The following is a 17,832-nucleotide window of genomic DNA, read 5'->3' on the forward strand; positions in this document are numbered from 1 at the left end:
GGCAGGATGGACCCATGACGCTGAAGCTCACGAAGAAGTCGCACGCCTGCATCCGTCTGGAGAAGGACGGCCGGACGCTCGTCATCGACCCGGGCACCTTCACCGAGGAGGACGCCACGGCCGGCGCGGACGCGATCCTCGTCACACACGAGCATTTCGACCACTTCAACGAGGACCGGCTGCGCGTCGGCCTGGAGGCCAACCCGGCCGCCGAGATCTGGACCCTGAAGTCGGTCGCGGACCAGCTCTCCGCCGCCTTCCCCGGCCGTGTGCACACCGTCGGCCACGGCGACACCTTCACGGCGGCGGGTTTCGACGTCCAGGTGCACGGCCAGCTGCACGCCGTGATCCACCCGGACATCCCGCGCATCACCAACGTCGGCTACCTCGTCGACGGCGGCCGCGTCTTCCACCCCGGCGACGCCCTCACCGTCCCCGACCAGGCCGTGGAGACGCTGATGCTCCCGGTGATGGCCCCTTGGAGCAAGATCTCCGAGGTCATCGACTACGTCCGCGAGGTCAAGCCGCAGCGCGCCTACGACATCCACGACGCCCTGCTCACCGACCTCGCCCGGCCGATCTACGACAACCAGATCGGCGCGCTCGGCGGCGCTGAGCACCTGCGGCTGGCACCGGGCGAGGCCACGGTCCTGTGAGTGTCGGAGCCGCCCGGTAGGTTGTGAGGCATGCGCATCGCGACCTGGAACGTGAACTCGATCACCGCCCGACTGCCGAGGCTCCTGGCCTGGCTGGAGAGCAGCGGCACCGACGTGTTGTGCCTCCAGGAGGCCAAGCTGGCAGAGGCGCAGTTCCCGTTCGACGAGCTGCGCGCGGCGGGCTACGAGGCGGCGGTCCACGCGACCGGCCGGTGGAACGGCGTGGCGGTGATCTCCCGCGTAGGACTCGACGAGGTGGTCAAGGGCCTTCCCGGGGACCCGGGTTACGACGGCGTCCAGGAGCCCCGCGCCATCTCGGCGACCTGCGGCCCGGTCCGCGTCTGGTCGGTGTACGTGCCCAACGGCCGCGAGGTGGAGCACCCGCACTACGCGTACAAGCTCCAGTGGTTCGAGGCCCTCAAGGCGGCCGTCGCGGACGACGCCCGAGGCAGCCGCCCGTTCGCGGTGCTGGGCGACTACAACGTGGCGCCGACCGACGACGACGTCTTCGACGTGGCCGCCTTCGAGGGCCTCACCCATGTCACCCCCGCCGAGCGCGCCGCCCTGACCGCCCTGCGCGAAGCGGGCCTGTCGGACGTGGTCCCGCGCCCCCTCAAGTACGAGCACCCGTACACGTACTGGGACTACCGCCAGCTCGCCTTCCCGAAGAACCGCGGCATGCGCATCGACCTCGTCTACGGCAACGAGCCGTTCGCGAAGGCCGTCACCGACTCCTACGTCGACCGCGAGGAGCGCAAGGGCAAGGGCGCCTCGGACCACGCACCGCTGGTCGTGGACCTCGACGTCTGACCCGCCATCGGCGACGCGCTGTGGTGTGCGGGGCGGTGCGAATGACACCCTGGAGCGATGAACATCCCTTTCCTGGGCGACCGGGGCGAGAAGCACCGTCCGCACGACGCCGAAGGCATCGCCGAGTTGCTGTCGGAGTGCCAACTGCTCCGTGACCTCGCGGCCCGGGAGGGCATCCAACTCGACGACACCGCCGACTCGTTGGCGGCGCTGGACCAGTTGGTCCCGCGCTGGCGGGACGACGAGGAGACCCTGTCCTGGCTCGGCAACGACGCCGGGCTGTATCTGGGGACCGTGATCGTGCGCACGGTGCCCGGCGCGGCCTGGGAGATCCGGTCGGACGGGCAGCCCGTCGTACGGCTCGTCTCAGGGCGCGAGTTCGACGTCGTGGCCTCCGGCCATGAGTGGGCCGCGAGCGGAGTGCCTGAGCTTTCGCAGGTCTACGCCGAGGTCGCAGAGGAGTAACTGAGGGTTAAATACGGCTAATGCCCGAAAAGTGCGTGTCGTGCCTTAACTCCGCTCTTGGCTGGATAGTTTGCGGCAACCACGACACAGCGCGGAGAGTGGGTAGGTCTGGGTATGGCCGTCGATCCGTTGATCGAACTGCGTGACGTCAACAAGTACTACGGGGAGTTGCATGTCCTCCAGGACATCAATCTCACCGTCGGCAAGGGGGAGGTGGTCGTGGTCATCGGCCCTTCGGGGTCGGGAAAGTCGACGTTGTGCCGGGCGATCAACCGGCTGGAGACCATCGCGTCCGGGACGATCCAGCTCGACGGCCGGCCGCTGCCCGAGGAGGGCAAGGCCCTCGCGAAGCTCCGCGCCGAGGTCGGCATGGTCTTCCAGTCCTTCAACCTGTTCGCCCACAAAACCGTCCTGCAGAACGTCTCGCTGGCCCAGATCAAGGTCCGAGGACGCAAGCGAGAGGACGCCGACCGGCGCTCCCTCGAACTCCTCGACCGCGTGGGCCTCGCCGACCAGGCGCCCAAGTTCCCCGCGCAGCTCTCCGGAGGCCAGCAGCAGCGTGTGGCCATCGCCCGCGCCCTCGCCATGGAACCCAAGGCGCTCCTCTTCGACGAGCCGACCTCGGCCCTCGACCCGGAGATGATCAACGAGGTCCTCGAGGTCATGCGCCAACTCGCCCACGACGGCATGACCATGGTCGTCGTCACCCACGAGATGGGCTTCGCCCGCTCCGCCGCCAACCGCGTCGTGTTCATGGCCGACGGCCGCGTCATCGAGGACCGCACCCCCGAGGAGTTCTTCACCGACCCGCGCAGCGACCGCGCCAAGGACTTCCTGTCCAAGATCCTCAAGCACTGAGTGGGGGAGTGCGATCCATTGACCACCGCCAACGCCCTCTACGACGTTTCAGGCCCTGCGGCCGTACGGGAGTTTCTCCACACCGGGAAGCTGATCGTGTCGGACCTCGACTACGATGTGCCGTTCATCCCCGTGGTGATGGTGATCTCGCCGATCTGCATCGGGATGTGCATGCTGCTCTCCTGGTTCGCCGGTCGGGTGTCCCGCCGGGAGCAGCGCAGGCCCAGGACCGAGGCCGTGGCACCGGCCGAACCAGGGATGCTGCTGCCGCGGGTGCAGTAGTAGAGAGGGCACGTGCCCGCCTGGCAGCAGCCGGAGATCACTGCTCGCGCAGCGGGATCGACACGTACGACGGGTCGTTCGCCGGCGAGGAGAAGGTCAGTTGCGCGCCGGACGGGTTGTGCTCGATGTAGAGCGGGTCGACCGTGTCGACGACCAGGGCGAGGTGATGCCCTGCCGGGACGTCGTAGGCCGTGGAGAACAACTCCAGGTCCGCACCGAACGGCTGACCGGGCGTCTGCCCGTGCCAGGTGTACGGCGCGTTGCTGACCAGCTTGCCGAGGCCGAGCGGGCCCACGTCGTAGAGGTAGGCGACGAGGGTGCCGCTCTCCTTGGTGTCGGTGACCGTGGTGTGCAACTTCACGGTGCCGCGCACCTGTTGGGCACTCGTGTACGTCCCCGACCGCCAGACGGCGGCCCAGCGGCGCGGCAGCAGCGGGATCGACGCGACCGGCGGCACCTGGGCGACCTGGTCGAGGATGCTGGAGAGGAAGACGATCCCGCCGTCGGCGCCCGAGTCGACGTTGGTGTGGATGGTGGTCGTGCCCGCGAGGTCGATCTTCTTCCGCGTCGCGCCGACCGACTTCCAGTCCGGGTAGCCCTCGTAGCCGCCCGTGGAACGGGACTTGAGCTCCACCGGCTGCTCGCGGTCGATGCCGTTGGCGTCGCCCTTGAGGTAGTGGTCGAACCAGCGCTCGGTGTCCGTCCACACGTCGTTGGGCAGCCCGAACATTCCGGTCAGCTCGGGGGTGGCGTGGTCGCCGGGACGGAGTTCGAGCCGCTTGGGGCCGGTCAACTCGCCGTAGAAGTCGGCGATCTGGTTGGGCGGGAAGATCGTGTCGCCCCAGGCGTTGGCGAGCATGATCGCCGCGCCGTTCTTGTTGATCCGGTCGACATAGGTGTCGGGGGAGCGCTTCTTGCCCCAGTCGATCAGTTCCTGTTCCTTGGACAGGTCGGAGGCGAAGAAGTCCTTGAAGACCTGGCTGGTCTCCGCGCTCGGGCGGCCGGTGACGAGGCCGACGCCGTTCAGCAGGGCGGTCGCCTGGGAGTGTTCGGTACGGCCCGAGTAGATCGAGTCGATCAGGTCGGCCCAGCCGCTGAGCGAGGCAACTGCCTTGATCCGCTTGTCGTATGCGGCCGCGAGGAGACTGATGCCCGCGCCGTACGACACCCCGGCCATGCCGATGTGCCCAGCATCGGAGGGGGTGTTGGCGAGCGCCCAGTCGATCACCTTGGAGGCGTCGGCGACGTCGGGCGGGCCCGCCACCTCTATGGAGCCGCCGGACTGCCAGAAGCCGCGGACGTTGTAGGCCACCACGACATAGCCCGAGTCGGCCAACTTCTGTGCCTGAGCCAGGTATTGGACCTGGGGGAAGCCCCAGGCCGTGGGCATGACCAGCAGCGGGTAGCGGTGCGAGCCGTCGGCACCCGCGGGCGTGACGACGTTCGCCGCGAGCTTCATACCGCCGTCGCCGGCGATGTCGACGAAGCGCACGCCGTTCGTGGCGGCCTGGGCGGCGGGGGCGAGCCCGAAGACGCCTCCGGCGACCAGGGTCGCGGAGACGGCGCCCACTGCGGTCGTACGCAGGGCCTTGCGACGGTTTCCCACGGGTCACTCCCCACACGTGTCAATGCAAAGTGACCTGACGGTAACCGCCGTCGCTTACTCCAGGTAACCCATCAGTAAGTTACGTGCCAGTAACGATCTTTGGCGCGTGCGCGAACTCAGGAGGCCCGATGCGAACTGCGCGGAGCCGGTGCAGGTAGGGGCGTTTCCGCAGCCCTGGTCACGTCGGCCACCAGCTCCACCACATCGGGGCCGTACGCCTGCGAGTTGACCACCTTCAGCAGCAGGACGAAGGTGTTGCCGCCGTGTTTGCGCGCCAGCTTCTCGTGGTTGCGGGCAAGATAGCGGGTCGCCGCCTGGTTGGTGATCGCGCGCTGGCCGCAGAAGAGGAACACCGGCCGCGCGCCGCCCAGTTGACCGGCGGTGAGCCGGGCGAGGAGCACGTACTCGCCCCTGCCCGGCTCAAGTCGGTAGCGCTCGCTGCCTATTTGGAACGCGCCCCGGTCGGGGCCCGGTTCGGGGTCGACGTTGACGCGGATGCCGGGGAGCAGGGACGCCAGGTGCGCGGTCATACGCCGGTTGGAGGCCGGGCCGCCTACGCAGAACTCGGTGCGCTCGCCGAAGCCCTGCTGGGCCGCGTCGTGCGCGACGACCTGGGCGTGCGCGTTGCAGTCCTTGATCAGGGCGGCGAGTTCGAGCAGCGCGAACACGTCGTGCCGCATCACCGTGAGCTCGGGGCCGCCCGCCTCGCGGTTCACCACGAGCAGCGACTCCGAGTTGTCGGGCAGCCCGAAGAACGCCTGCTTGCGCCGGAGTTTGCGCTTCCACAGATAGGTGCGGGCCAGCCAGCCGAGCGCGGCGCTGATGCCCGCGGCGGCCACGCCCAGAACGATGTTGCGCACGTCGTCATTCATGGGCGCGCATGTTAGCGGCCCCGCATGACTGGTACGTACCGGTGTTCGACGTGTGACGTTCGTGTGGCGGCGGCCGGAAGCGGTCTGTCGGGGCCCGTGCCAGGTGGGTACGCTGCGCGGACGGTTCTGGACTGGAGGTACGGATGCGTCGCCCTGTGGCACGGAAACTGTCGGTCCTGGCGGTCTCGGCCGCCGTGGTGTCGGTCGGGGCCGCGGCCCCGCCGGCCGCCACGAGCGGCACCCCGACGAAGGTTCCGGTCGCCGTCGGCTACGGCGGCGCGGTCGCGAGCGTCGACGCGGACGCCACCGCGGCCGGCATCGAGGTCCTGAAGAAGGGCGGCAACGCGGTCGACGCGGCCGTCGCCACCGCCGCCGCGCTCGGTGTCACCGAGCCCTACTCCTCGGGTGTCGGCGGAGGCGGCTACTTCGTCTACTACGACGCCAAGTCCCGTACGGTGCACACCATCGACGGCCGCGAGAGGGCCCCGCTGACCGCCGACTCCAACCTCTTCGTGGAGAACGGCAAGGCGCTCGCCTTCGCCGACGCCGTCAGCAGCGGCCTCAGCGTCGGCACCCCGGGCACGCCCGCCACCTGGCAGAGGGCCCTCGACCAGTGGGGGAGTGAGAAGCTCGGCACGGTGCTCAAGCCCGCCGAGCGGATCGCGAGCGACGGCTTCACGGTCGACGACACCTTCCGCAGCCAGACGGCGGCCAACGAGACCCGCTTCCGCTACTTCCCCGACACCGCCAAGCTGTTCCTGCCCGGCGGTGCGCTGCCGGTCGTCGGCTCCACCTTCAAGAACCCCGAACTCGCCGCCACCTACAAGGAGCTGGGCAAGAAGGGGATCGGCGCGATCTACCACGGAGACCTCGGCAAGGACATCCTCGCCACGGTCAACACCCCGAAGGTGGACGCGAGTTCGGGGTGGAACGCCCGCCCAGGCCAACTGTCCGCCAAGGACCTCGCGGCCTACCGCGCCAAACTCCAGGCGCCCACGAAGACCTCGTACCGCGGACTCGGCGTCTACTCCATCGCGCCCTCCTCCTCCGGCGGCACGACGGTCGGCGAGGCACTCAACATCCTGGAGAAGACGGACCTTTCGAAGGCGAGCGAGGTCCAGTACCTGCACCACTACATCGAGGCCAGCCGGATCGCGTTCGCGGACCGTGGGCGCTGGGTCGGCGACCCCGCCTTCGAGGACGTACCGACCAAGGAACTCCTCTCGCAGAAGTTCGCCGACTCGCGCGCCTGCCTCATCAAGGACGACGCGGTGCTCACCAGCCCGCTGGCACCCGCCGACCCGCGCGACCCGACGGCCTGCACCGCCACCGGGACGGCCGCCCCGACCACCTACGAGGGCGAGAACACCACCCACCTCACGGTCGCCGACAAGTGGGGCAACGTCGTCTCCTACACGCTCACCATCGAGCAGACCGGCGGCAGCGCGATGACCGTGCCCGGCCGCGGCTTCCTGCTCAACAACGAGCTGACCGACTTCTCCTTCACCCCGGCCAACCCGGCCGTCCACGACCCGAACCTGCCAGGACCCGGCAAGCGCCCGCGGTCGTCGATCTCGCCGACGATCGTCCTCGACAAGCACAACAAGCCGGTCGTGGCGCTTGGTTCACCTGGTGGCGCGACCATCATCACGACCGTGCTGCAGACCCTCACCGAGTTCCTCGACCGGGGTCTCCCGCTGGTCGACGCGATCGCGGCGCCGCGCGCCAGCCAGCGCAACGCGGCCACCACCGAACTCGAACCCGCGCTCTACAACAGCGACTTGAAGACCCAGCTCGAAGCCATCGGGCACTCCTTCACGCTGAACCCGGAGATCGGCGCGGCGACGGGTGTGCAACGGCTGCCGAACGGCGAGTGGTTGGCCGCCGCCGAGAAGGTGCGGCGCGGCGGCGGCTCGGCGGCGGTCGTCAATCCTGCTCCGTAGACGGTGGGTCGGAGGCGGGCGGCTGCTGGGGATCGGTCCTGAACGCGAGCCGCCTGTCCGCCACGTCCACCGTCACCCGGCCGCCCTCGGAGATCCGACCGTCCAGGAGTAGCCGGGAGAGCTGGTTGTCGACCTCGCGCTGGATGGTGCGGCGCAGCGGACGGGCGCCGTACTCCGGCTGGAAGCCCTGCCGGGACAGCCAGTCGACGGCGGGGTCCGTGAACTCGACCGTGATGCCCTGCGCGTGCAGGAGACGGCGGGTGCGTTCCAGCAACAGGTCGGTGATCTGCCGCAGTTGCCCGGCGGTGAGCTGACGGAAGACGACGATCTCGTCGATCCGGTTGAGGAACTCGGGCCGGAAGTGCTCGCGCAGCGGGCGCAGGATCTGCTCGCGCCGCGCCTCCTCGTCCGCGTCGGCGCCGCCCGGCCCGAAGCCGATACCGGCACCGCGCCGGGTGATCGCCTCGGAGCCGAGGTTGCTGGTCATCACGATCACCGTGTTGGTGAAGTCGACCGTGCGGCCCTGGGAGTCGGTCAACCGGCCGTCGTCCAGGACCTGGAGCAGGATGTTGAACACGTCCGGGTGTGCCTTCTCGACCTCGTCGAGCAGCAGCAGCGAGTAGGGGTGGCGGCGCACCACCTCGGTCAGTTGACCGGCCTCCTCGTGGCCGACGTAGCCGGGCGGGGCGCCGACGAGCCGGCTGACCGTGTGCCGTTCCTGGTACTCGCTCATGTCGAGGCGGACCATCCGCTCCTCGCTGCCGAACAGCGCCTCGGCCAGCGCCCGGGCCAGCTCCGTCTTGCCGACGCCGGTCGGGCCCAGGAAGAGGAAACTGCCGATCGGCCGGTCCGGACTCGCCAGCCCGGCGCGCGAGCGCAGCACCGCGTCCGACACGACCCGGACAGCCTCCTCCTGCCCGACGACCCGCCGGTGCAGATGCTCCTCAAGACCGAGCAGCCGGTCCTTCTCCTCCGCGGTGAGACTGCTCACCGGGATACCGGTCTGCCGCGACACGACCTCCGCGATCGCCTCGCCGGTGACCTCCAGGTGCTGACCCTCGTCGCCCGAGTCCTCGCCCCCGGCTTCGGCCAGCCGCACCTTCAACTCGGCTATCCGGTCCCGGAGTTGCGTGGCCTTCTCGTAGTCCTCGCCGGCGGCGGCCTGGTCCTTGTCCCGGGCGAGCTGCTCCACCTCGCGCTCCAGGGCCCGTACGTCCGTGCCCTTCGTGCGCGCCCGCAGCCGTACCCGCGCGCCCGCCTGGTCGATCAGGTCGATCGCCTTGTCGGGCAGCCTGCGGTCGGTGAGATAGCGGTCCGACAGCTCCACCGCGGCCACCAACGCCTCGTCGGTGTAGCGGACTTGGTGGTGGGCCTCGTAGCGGTCGCGCAGTCCGCGCAGGATCTCGATCGCGTCCGCGACGGACGGTTCCGGCACCAGGATCGGCTGGAAGCGGCGGGCCAGCGCCGCGTCCTTCTCGATCCGGCGGAACTCCTCCAATGTCGTAGCGCCCACGATGTGCAACTCACCGCGTGCCAGCGCCGGTTTGAGGATGTTGCCGGCGTCCATCGAACCGCCCTCGCCGCCACCGCCCGCACCGACCACGGTGTGCAACTCGTCGATGAAGACGATGAGTTGGTCCGAGTGCGCGCGGATCTCGCCGACGATGTTGGTCAGCCGCTCCTCGAAGTCGCCGCGGAAACGGGTGCCCGCGACCACACCCGTCAGATCCAGCGCGACCACCCGCCGCCCGGTCAGCACGTCCGGTACATCGCCGTCGGTGATGCGCTGGGCGAGTCCCTCCACGATCGCGGTCTTGCCCACACCCGCGTCGCCGATCAGCACCGGGTTGTTCTTGCCGCGCCGCGACAGCACCTCGATGGTCTGCTCGATCTCCTCGTCGCGCCCGATCACCGGGTCGATCCGGCCGAGCCGGGCCAGGTCGGTCAGATCACGGCTGTACTTGTCGAGGGTCGGGGTGCCGGTGGGGCGGGGCTGGTCGGTACGGGGCTGGACGCCGTCCGGCGCCTCCGGCGGGAGGCCCGTCGGGGCGAACCGGGCCGCGTTCAGGATGTGACCGGCGGCGGAGTCCGGGTTCGCGGCGAGCGCGCCGAGGACGTGCTCCGGGCCGATGTAACCGGTGCCGCCGGCCCGGGCCAGGTCGTGCGCGTCCAGCAGGGCGCGTTTGACGGCGGGGGTGAGGTTGAGCGCCGTGGGCGGCGGGAGCTCGCCCTCCGGGGTGTGGGCCGGGCCCGCGCGCTCGTCGATCTCCGCCGCCAGCGAATCGGGATCCGCGCCCGCGCGGCTGAGGAGGCCCCGGGTCGGTTCGGCGGACAGGGCGGCGCGCAGCAGGTGCTGGGTGTCCAGGTCGTGGCTGCCGTGTTCGGCGGCGTACTGCGCGGCGCCCCGCACGAGGTCCCTGGCCGGTTGGCTGAGCAGGCGGGCGATGTCCACATGACGCGGGCGGGCGCCTGTGCCTCCGGCGAGGAAACGGGCCAGGAAGTCTCCGAGGGGGTCGTTTTCCGGGTCTGGGTAGCCGGTAGTCATCACTCCACCATGGCACGGACCACTGCGTGGGGCATGTGCGGGTTGGGGACTGCTTACCGTCGCTCGGTAAGGACCCGGGGTCCTGCCTCCGTAATAGCCACCGTGTGTTCCACGTGGGCCGCTCGTGAGCCGTCGTTGGTGCGGAGGGTCCAGCCGTCCGGGGCCTCGTGGTAGCCGTCCTTTCCGCCGGCGATCAGCATCGGCTCGATGGCGAGGGCCATGCCGTGGCGGAGGGGGAAGCCCCGGCCTGGGCGGCCCTCGTTCGGGACCGCGGGGTCCTCGTGCATCTGGCGGCCGATGCCGTGGCCGCCGAAGCCCTGGGGGATGCCGTAGCCGGCGTCGCGGCACACCGTGCCGATCGCGTGGGCGATGTCGCCGATGCGGTTGCCCACGACGGCCGCCGCGATGCCCGCTTCGAGAGCGCGCTCGGCGGTCTCGATCAGGCGCACGTCGGCGGGGCGCGGCGTGCCGACGATGAAGCTGATGGCCGAGTCGCCGGCCCAGCCGCCGAGCGTCGCGCCGAAGTCGATCGAGACCAGGTCGCCGTCGCGCAGGCGGTAGCCGTCCGGGATGCCGTGCACGATCGCGTCGTTCACCGAGGCGCAGACGACCGCCGGGAACGGGGTGGGCGCGAAGGAGGGACGGTAGCCGAGGAAGGGTGAACCCGCGCCCGCCGCGCGCAGCACGTCGTGCGCCAACTCGTCCAGTTCCAGCAGGGATACGCCCACGTCGGCGGCCTCCCGCACGGCCGTGAGGGCGCGGGCCACGACCTGGCCCGCCTCGTACATCGCATCGAGAGACGTGTTCGTCTTGAGTTCCACCATGCCAATTACTATACCGGTATTAGAATGACGGCATGGTACGCACCCCTCTCACTCCAGAAGAGCGTGAACGCGGCGAACGACTCGGCCGGCTGCTCCGCGAGGCCCGTGGTGGCCGCAGCATGACGGAGGTGGCGGCGAACGCGGGCATCTCGGCGGAAACCCTCCGTAAAATCGAGACGGGCCGGGCGCCGACGCCCGCCTTCTTCACCGTCGCCGCCCTCGCCGAGGCGCTCGGCCTGTCCATGGACCAACTCGTCACCAGGTGCGCGCCGTTGGCGGCCTGAGCCCGCCCGGGGAGGGTGTCGGATCCGCCGCGAACCCGGCGGACGCACAGTCGGGAGGCGTAGGCTCCGAGATCTCTGCGCCCGGCTCGAAAAGCTTCCGTAGCCGCGTCGTAACACAAATGGTGTTTTCTACGGACCGGAGTATTCCGGTCTGGCGGGAGTTGGAGCATGGCTGTGGATCAACTCCCCGGACAGGTGCGGGAGTTCGCGAACTACCTCGACGGACTCCTGGCGCGCCTGGACCAGGGCGGCGGCTGGTGCGGCGTGTTCTGGCAGCGTGATCCCGATGGCATGCAGGCCTGCCTGGGCGGGCGGGAGATACCACCCTGGGACGTGGTGGAGGCCCTCCTCCAGGACCTCGCGGCGGAGTACGGCCCCGGCGTCGCGGCCCAGGAGAAGCACCGGGCCCGCACCCTGCACGCGGCGGCGCTCACCGCGTTCGACGCCAGGCCCGGCACCAGGGACGCCCTCGGCGACCGGCTCGACGTGATGCTCCGCGAGCAGAGGTACGCGGCCGAACGGCAGTCGGAACTGGGGCGGTTGCTCAACGCGGCCACCACCCAGGAGGAGGCCGACGCCCTCCGCCTCGACCTGGCCTGGGCCCACGACGACCACGAACGCGCCACCGCCCGCTGCGCCGAACTCCGCAGCCGCATCGAGGAGTTGGACGACCGCGTCCGGGGCGCCCGAGCCGTCCACCGCGACCACCACGGCAACGTCCACCGCGTCGACGACCGCTTCCCGGACCAGGGAGCGGGGACCGGCGCCGACACCGCGTACGACCAGCACCTGACCCCGCGCCGGCTGCCTCGCCAGCGCGACGTGGAGTACGGACCGGGGGAAGGCAGCGGGGCGGGCGGATACCCCGGCTCCGAGGCCGTGCGCCGTGATCCCGGCGCCCTCGATGCGCGCCGGGGCTACGGGAACTTCGAGCCCGAGGGCGGTGACTACGGAGATCCCGGCCCCGCAGGCTCCCTCTACGACCGCCCCGACCCCCTGAACGACGCCTTCACGGAGCCCGAGGCCCCGAACCCCGAGCCCCCGGACCCCACGGCGGAGCCGGCCCCCGCCCCCAAACAGCGCAAGCGCCGCCGAGGCAGCGCCCGCTTCGCGGGGATGGCCGAGGACGACACCGCCGCCGCCCCGGCCCCGGACGCCCCGGCCGCCGTACCGGAGGTTCCCGCGCCCGTCGCCCGCCGCACCCCGCGCGGTGCCCGCTTCGCCGGGGCCGCCGGGCCGGTCGAGCGGTCACAGCCGAAGCGGGAGCCCTTGGACGCGGAGGCGCGGCAGGGCACCGTGGATGCCGTGCGGCGGCTGGTCGGGCTGCGCCGCGAGGGTCGTAGCGGCGAGGCGCACGCGCTGCTCGTCGAGGCCGCGCACTGGCCCGCCGCGCGCTTCCCGCTGCTGGCGGCCGAACTCCAGCGGGCCGGGCTCGGCGCGGACTGGGCGACGCTGCTGTGGGAGGCCGCCTCGCTGCCCGCCGACCGGCTGGTCGGCGCGGCGGACGCGCTGGTCGCGGCGGGCCGGAAGGCCGACGGCGAGCAGATCCTGCGACAGGGCGTGGCCCGCCCCGCGGGCGAGATAGGCGAGGCCGTGCTCGCGCTGGCCGCCGAGGGCCGCCGGCGTGAGATCAACGAGCTGCTCGACGCCTACGTCCGCGTCCGCACCCCCGAGGAGGCGGCCCGCAGCGTCGCCGCCGACCCGCAGCAGCTCGTACCGCTCCTGCTGGAGGCCGCCCAGGGCGTCTCGGACGAGCGCCACTGGGACCTCGTCCACGCCCTCCGGGTGGCGGGCTTCACCGCCTGACCGGCCCAGCGGCTCACCCACCGGAGTGTGAAACAGGATCGACTCCGCGGGTTAACGACGATGGTCTTGGCAAGGCTGCCGGAGAGGCTTACGTTCGAGCCTCTACGACCTTTGTCTACGGGCGTAGAGGCTCTGACGTCCCGTCGAAGGAGCAGCTCATGCCCAACGTCGTACGCGCCGCACTGGTCCAGGCCACCTGGACCGGCGACACCGAGTCCATGGTGGCGAAACACGAGGAACACGCCCGCGAGGCGGCCCGGCAGGGCGCCAAGGTCATCGGGTTCCAGGAAGTGTTCAACGCCCCCTACTTCTGTCAGGTCCAGGAACCCGAGCACTACGACTGGGCCGAGCCGGTGCCCGACGGGCCGACCGTGCGTCGTATGCAACAGCTCGCGCGCGAGACCGGCATGGTGATCGTGGTCCCGGTCTTCGAGATCGAGCAGGAGGGCTTCTACTACAACACCGCGGCCGTGATCGACGCCGACGGCACCTTCCTCGGCAAGTACCGCAAGCACCACATCCCCCAGGTCAAGGGCTTCTGGGAGAAGTACTACTTCAAGCCGGGCAACGCGGGCTGGCCCGTCTTCGACACCGCCGTCGGCAAGGTCGGCGTCTATATCTGCTACGACCGCCACTTCCCCGAGGGCTGGCGTCAACTCGGCCTCAATGGCGCGCAGTTGGTGTACAACCCCTCGGCCACCTCGCGCGGACTCTCCGCCTACCTCTGGCAGTTGGAGCAGCCCGCGGCCGCCGTCGCCAACGAGTACTTCATCGCCGCCATCAACCGGGTGGGCCAGGAGGAGTACGGGGACAACGACTTCTACGGCACCTCGTACTTCGTCAACCCGCGCGGCCAGTTTGTCGGCGAGGTCGCCAGTGACAAGGACGAGGAACTCATCGTCCGCGACCTCGACTTCGGACTCATCGAAGAAGTGCGGCAGCAGTGGGCCTTCTACCGCGACCGCCGCCCCGACGCCTACGAAGGGCTGGTGCAGCCGTGACCAAGGACCTGCTGGGACGGCACAAGGCCGTGCTCCCCGACTGGCTCGCCCTCTACTACGAGGACCCGCTCGAAATCACCCACGGCGAGGGACGGCACGTCTGGGACGCCGAGGGCAACAAGTACCTCGACTTCTTCGGCGGCATCCTCACCACCATGACCGCGCACGCGCTCCCCGAGGTGACGAAGGCGGTGAGCGAGCAGGCCGGGCGGATCATCCACTCCTCCACGCTCTACCTCAACCGGCCGATGGTCGAACTCGCCGAGCGCGTCGCCCAGTTGTCGGGCATCCCGGACGCCCGTGTCTTCTTCACCACCTCGGGCACCGAGGCCAACGACACCGCCCTGCTGCTCGCGACGTCGTACCGGCGCAGCAACCAGATCCTGGCCATGCGCAACAGCTACCACGGCCGCTCCTTCAGTTCGGTCGGCATCACCGGCAACAGCGGCTGGTCCCCGACCTCGCTCTCCCCGCTCCAGACGCTGTACGTCCACGGGGGCGTCCGCACGCGCGGACCCTACGCGCACCTGGACGACGCCGAGTTCATCGCCGCCTGCGTGGACGACCTCAAGGACCTGCTCGGTCACGTCCGGCCGCCCGCCGCGCTGATCGCCGAACCCGTCCAGGGCGTCGGCGGGTTCACCTCCCCGCCCGACGGTCTGTACGCCGCCTTCCGCGAAGTCCTCGCCGAGCGCGGGGTGTTGTGGATCGCCGACGAGGTGCAGACCGGCTGGGGCCGCACCGGCGACCACTTCTGGGGCTGGCAGGCGCACGCCGAGAACGGCCCGCCGGACATCCTCACCTTCGCCAAGGGCATCGGCAACGGCAGCTCGATCGGCGGCGTCGTCGCCCGCGCCGACATCATGAACTGCCTCGACTCCAACAGCATTTCGACCTTCGGCGGCACCCAGATCACCATGGCGGCCGGCCTCGCCAACCTCACCTATCTGCTGGAACACGACCTCCAGGGCAACGCCCGGCGCGTCGGCGGCCTCCTCATCGAGCGGCTGCGGGCCGTCGCCGCCCAGCATCCCGGCGTACGGGAAGTGCGCGGGCGCGGCCTGATGATCGGCGTCGAGCTGGTGAAACCGGGCACCGACGAGGCCGATCCGCAGGCCGCCTCCGCCGTGCTCGAAGCGGCCCGCGAGGGCGGGCTGCTGCTCGGCAAGGGCGGCGGGCACAACACCAGCGTGCTGCGCATCGCCCCGCCGCTGTCCCTCACCGTCGCGGAGGCCGAAGAGGGCGCCGCCATCCTCGAACAGGCGCTGCGGAGCACGCAGTTGTAGCAGCACGAGCAAGGGAAACACGCGATGGCCACCACCCTGGACACCTTGGAGCCGGCCCTGTCGGTCCGTCAGGTCCTCGGCCTGGAACGGGTCCTGGCCGGGGAGCCCGAGGTGGTGGCCGGCGCGAGCCAGCTCGACCGGCCCGTGCGTTGGGTGCATGTCGCCGAGGCCGCCGATGTCGGCGTGATGCTCACCGGCGGCGAGATGGTCCTCACCACCGGCGTCCTGCTCGCCGGTGACGAGGGCGCCCAGGCCGAGTACATCCAGTCCCTGCACCGCGCGGAGGCCTCCGCCGTCGTCCTCGGTCTCGGCCGGGCCTTCCCCGCCCCGCCGGACGTGATGCGCCGCGCGGCCGAGCGCTGCGGGCTGCCCATGGTGGTGCTCCACCGACCCTTCCCCTTCGCCGAGTTGACCGAAGAGGTCCAATCCCGGCTGGTACGGCGGAAGTTCGCCGCCGTCAGCCTCTCCGAGGCGGTACGGACCGCGCTCACCGGACTCATCACCGGCGGCGCCCCGCTGCAGAGCCTGCTCGACGAGGTCGCCACGCACAGCGCCTGCCCCGTGGTCGTCACCAACCTCGCCCACCGCGTCCTGGCCACGGCGGGGGAGCGGTCCGCCGTCGACGACGTGCTGCGCGACTGGGAGCGCATCGCCCGGCAGGCCGGCGGCAGCGAGGGCGACGGCTGGATCCGCGCCGAACTGGGCGGACGCGGCGAGCGGTGGGGCGAGATCATGCTGTGCGGCCACCGCGGCGACACCGCCACCGGGCGCCTCCTCGCCGACCGCGCCGCCGAGGCCCTGGTCCTGCACCGCATGCTCGGCGGCTCCGCCCACACCTGGGAGGAACAGTCCGCACAGAGCCTGCTGACCGACCTGGTGAGCGGCGTCGTACCGGCCCGCCACCTGCTGCCCCGCGCCCGCGCGGCCGGCCTCCCGGTCAACCGCCGCACCTTCGTGCCGATGGTCGTACGTGACGGAGACGCGGTCCAACTCGACCGCATGCTAAGGCTGTTGGGCCTGTCCGGACTCGTCGCGGAACTGGCCGACGGCGCCACCGCCGTCCTGCTCAGCCTGCCCCGGGACCAGGACGCGGACGCCCTCGCCGCGCACTTCGCGAGCCGGCTGCGCACCGAGTCCGGGGCGCTGAAGGCGGTGGTGGCCGCCGCCGGTCCCCGCACGGTGTGGGACGACGTGCCCGCCGGGCTGCGCGAGGCACAGCATGTCGCCGACGCGGTGGCCGACTCCACCGCCGCCCTCGACCTGCCGGCCGTCGTACGCCTCAAGGACGTCCATCTGCGCGGCCTGATCCGGCTGTTGCGGGACGACCCGCAGGTGCAGTCCTTCGCCGAACGGGAGTTGGACGGGCTGCTGTGCGCGGCCGACGAGGACCTGCTCGCCGTACTGCGGACCTATCTCGCCACCGGCCGCAACAAGTCGCGCACCGCCCAGCTCCACCATGTCTCGCGGCCCGCGCTGTACCGCCGGCTGGAGGCCATAGAGGGCCGGCTCGGCGTGGACCTCGACGACTTCGAGCAGGCCGCCTCGGTGCACATCGCGCTCCTCGCGCACGACGCGCAACAGGGGTGAAACATGGGACTACCTGCGAAAACGGCGGTGAAACATGTGCCCAGGACAGGGTGACACGGTGGAACGCCACACGCCCGCAGACGTGACACCGTGCAACTCAAAGACGACTTCCGGACTTCCTAGGCTCCTCCCAAACCTAGCCACCGGAGGCCCCGATGAGCACCGTGATTCGTGCCGCCCTGTTCCAGACAGCGTGGACGGGCGACAAGGAGTCGATGATCCAGGTACACGAGCAGGCGGTCCGCGACGCGGCCGCGCAGGGTGCTCAAGTCCTGTGCTTCCAGGAGCTGTTCTACGGGCCGTACTTCTGCCAGGTCCAGGACAAGGCGTTCTACGAGTACGCCGAGGCGATCCCGGACGGCCCGATCGTCAAGCGCTTCCAGGCGCTCGCCAAGGAGCACGGCATCGTCCTGATCCTGCCGATGTACGAGGAGGAGCAGCCCGGCGTCCTCTACAACACGGCCGCCGTGATCGACGCCGACGGCTCGTACCTCGGCAAGTACCGCAAGCACCACATTCCCCAAGTCCCGGGATTCTGGGAGAAGTTCTACTTCCGCCCCGGCAACAGCGGCTGGCCGATCTTCGACACCAAGGTCGGGAAGATCGGTGTCTACATCTGCTACGACCGCCACTTCCCGGAAGGCTGGCGGGCGTTGGGCCTCGCCGGCGCCGAGATCGTCTTCAACCCGTCGGCGACCTCGCGCGGACTGTCGGCCTACCTGTGGCAGTTGGAGCAGCCCGCGGCCGCCGCCGCCAACGAGTACTTCGTTGGCGCCATCAACCGGGTCGGTGTCGAGGAGCTGGGCGACAACGACTTCTACGGGACGACCTACTTCGTCGACCCGGAGGCCCAGTTCGTCGGGGAGGTGGCGAGCGACAAGGAGACCGAACTGGTCGTCCGCGACCTGGACCTGGCGAAACTTCGCGAAGTCCGCGACCGCTGGCAGTTCTACCGGGACCGCCGCCCCGACGCCTACGGCCCGCTGACCGCACCCTGACCGAACCCA

General features: G+C 70.4%; 15 protein-coding genes and 1 pseudogene. 12 read left to right on the forward strand and 4 right to left on the reverse strand.

Going from position 1 to position 17,832, the window contains the following annotated elements:
• Nucleotides 1–20: 20 nt before the first annotated feature.
• The 5 genes and pseudogenes from ABZT04_RS27730 to ABZT04_RS27750 all read left to right on the forward strand — a co-directional run.
• Nucleotides 21–656 carry an MBL fold metallo-hydrolase gene (locus ABZT04_RS27730; protein WP_356059765.1) on the forward strand — a complete coding sequence of 212 codons (636 nt, stop codon included), beginning with the start codon at nucleotides 21–23 and terminating at the stop codon, nucleotides 654–656.
• A gap of 30 nt (nucleotides 657–686) precedes the next feature.
• Entirely contained in the window at nucleotides 687–1,466 is a 780-nt protein-coding gene (locus tag ABZT04_RS27735) for an exodeoxyribonuclease III (protein ID WP_356059699.1), read from the forward strand.
• Nucleotides 1,467–1,523: 57 nt separating this feature from the next.
• The gene (locus ABZT04_RS27740) at nucleotides 1,524–1,931 is read left to right on the forward strand and encodes a DUF6278 family protein (RefSeq protein WP_356059700.1); all 408 of its coding nucleotides are present in this window, start codon (nucleotides 1,524–1,526) and stop codon (nucleotides 1,929–1,931) included.
• 114 nt (nucleotides 1,932–2,045) lie between these two features.
• Nucleotides 2,046–2,789 carry an amino acid ABC transporter ATP-binding protein gene (locus ABZT04_RS27745; RefSeq protein ID WP_356059701.1) on the forward strand — a complete coding sequence of 248 codons (744 nt, stop codon included), beginning with the start codon at nucleotides 2,046–2,048 and terminating at the stop codon, nucleotides 2,787–2,789.
• Between the two features lie 69 nt (nucleotides 2,790–2,858).
• Nucleotides 2,859–3,071 (forward strand): annotated as a pseudogene (locus ABZT04_RS27750) (amino acid ABC transporter permease); the annotation flags it as partial.
• 37 nt (nucleotides 3,072–3,108) lie between these two features.
• On the opposite strand, the gene ABZT04_RS27755 reads toward ABZT04_RS27750, so the two are convergent.
• A complete protein-coding gene (locus tag ABZT04_RS27755) occupies nucleotides 3,109–4,677 on the reverse strand; it encodes an alpha/beta fold hydrolase (RefSeq protein WP_356059702.1) in 1,569 nt (522 codons plus the stop codon).
• A 116-nt stretch (nucleotides 4,678–4,793) separates the two neighbouring features.
• The gene (locus ABZT04_RS27760; protein ID WP_355906939.1) at nucleotides 4,794–5,549 is read right to left on the reverse strand and encodes a hypothetical protein; all 756 of its coding nucleotides are present in this window, start codon (nucleotides 5,547–5,549) and stop codon (nucleotides 4,794–4,796) included.
• Nucleotides 5,550–5,692: 143 nt separating this feature from the next.
• On the opposite strand from ABZT04_RS27760, the gene ggt reads away from it, so the two are divergent.
• Nucleotides 5,693–7,492: a gamma-glutamyltransferase gene (gene ggt / locus ABZT04_RS27765; protein ID WP_356059703.1), complete on the forward strand. Its 1,800-nt coding sequence runs from the start codon at nucleotides 5,693–5,695 to the stop codon at nucleotides 7,490–7,492.
• On the opposite strand, the gene ABZT04_RS27770 is transcribed toward ggt, so the two are convergent.
• Nucleotides 7,476–10,037 (reverse strand): ATP-dependent Clp protease ATP-binding subunit, encoded by a 2,562-nt coding sequence (locus ABZT04_RS27770; RefSeq protein WP_356059704.1) that lies wholly within the window; start codon nucleotides 10,035–10,037, stop codon nucleotides 7,476–7,478. The genes ggt and ABZT04_RS27770 overlap by 17 nt on opposite strands.
• 53 nt (nucleotides 10,038–10,090) lie before the next feature.
• Nucleotides 10,091–10,861, reverse strand: a complete 771-nt coding sequence (gene map, locus ABZT04_RS27775) for a type I methionyl aminopeptidase (RefSeq protein WP_356059705.1) — start codon at nucleotides 10,859–10,861, stop codon at nucleotides 10,091–10,093.
• Nucleotides 10,862–10,893: 32 nt separating this feature from the next.
• On the opposite strand from map, the gene ABZT04_RS27780 reads away from it, so the two are divergent.
• The 6 genes from ABZT04_RS27780 to ABZT04_RS27805 all read left to right on the forward strand — a co-directional run bounded on the left by ABZT04_RS27780 (nucleotide 10,894) and on the right by ABZT04_RS27805 (nucleotide 17,823).
• Complete coding sequence (locus ABZT04_RS27780) at nucleotides 10,894–11,145, forward strand: helix-turn-helix transcriptional regulator (protein ID WP_356059706.1); 252 nt, start codon at nucleotides 10,894–10,896, stop codon at nucleotides 11,143–11,145.
• A gap of 168 nt (nucleotides 11,146–11,313) precedes the next feature.
• Complete coding sequence (locus tag ABZT04_RS27785) at nucleotides 11,314–12,951, forward strand: hypothetical protein (protein WP_356059707.1); 1,638 nt, start codon at nucleotides 11,314–11,316, stop codon at nucleotides 12,949–12,951.
• Nucleotides 12,952–13,109: 158 nt separating this feature from the next.
• Nucleotides 13,110–13,952 (forward strand): nitrilase-related carbon-nitrogen hydrolase, encoded by an 843-nt coding sequence (locus tag ABZT04_RS27790; RefSeq protein ID WP_356059708.1) that lies wholly within the window; start codon nucleotides 13,110–13,112, stop codon nucleotides 13,950–13,952.
• Nucleotides 13,949–15,238 (forward strand): aspartate aminotransferase family protein, encoded by a 1,290-nt coding sequence (locus ABZT04_RS27795; protein WP_356059709.1) that lies wholly within the window; start codon nucleotides 13,949–13,951, stop codon nucleotides 15,236–15,238. Before ABZT04_RS27790 ends, ABZT04_RS27795 begins: the two co-directional genes overlap by 4 nt.
• 24 nt (nucleotides 15,239–15,262) lie before the next feature.
• Nucleotides 15,263–16,825: a PucR family transcriptional regulator ligand-binding domain-containing protein gene (locus ABZT04_RS27800; RefSeq protein ID WP_356059710.1), complete on the forward strand. Its 1,563-nt coding sequence runs from the start codon at nucleotides 15,263–15,265 to the stop codon at nucleotides 16,823–16,825.
• Nucleotides 16,826–16,980: 155 nt separating this feature from the next.
• Nucleotides 16,981–17,823, forward strand: coding sequence for a nitrilase-related carbon-nitrogen hydrolase (locus ABZT04_RS27805; RefSeq protein WP_356059711.1), 843 nt, complete (start codon nucleotides 16,981–16,983; stop codon nucleotides 17,821–17,823).
• Nucleotides 17,824–17,832 lie beyond the last annotated feature (9 nt).

The sequence above is a fragment of the Streptomyces sp. NPDC005492 genome (genome assembly GCF_040605995.1).
Taxonomy (GTDB): domain Bacteria; phylum Actinomycetota; class Actinomycetes; order Streptomycetales; family Streptomycetaceae; genus Streptomyces.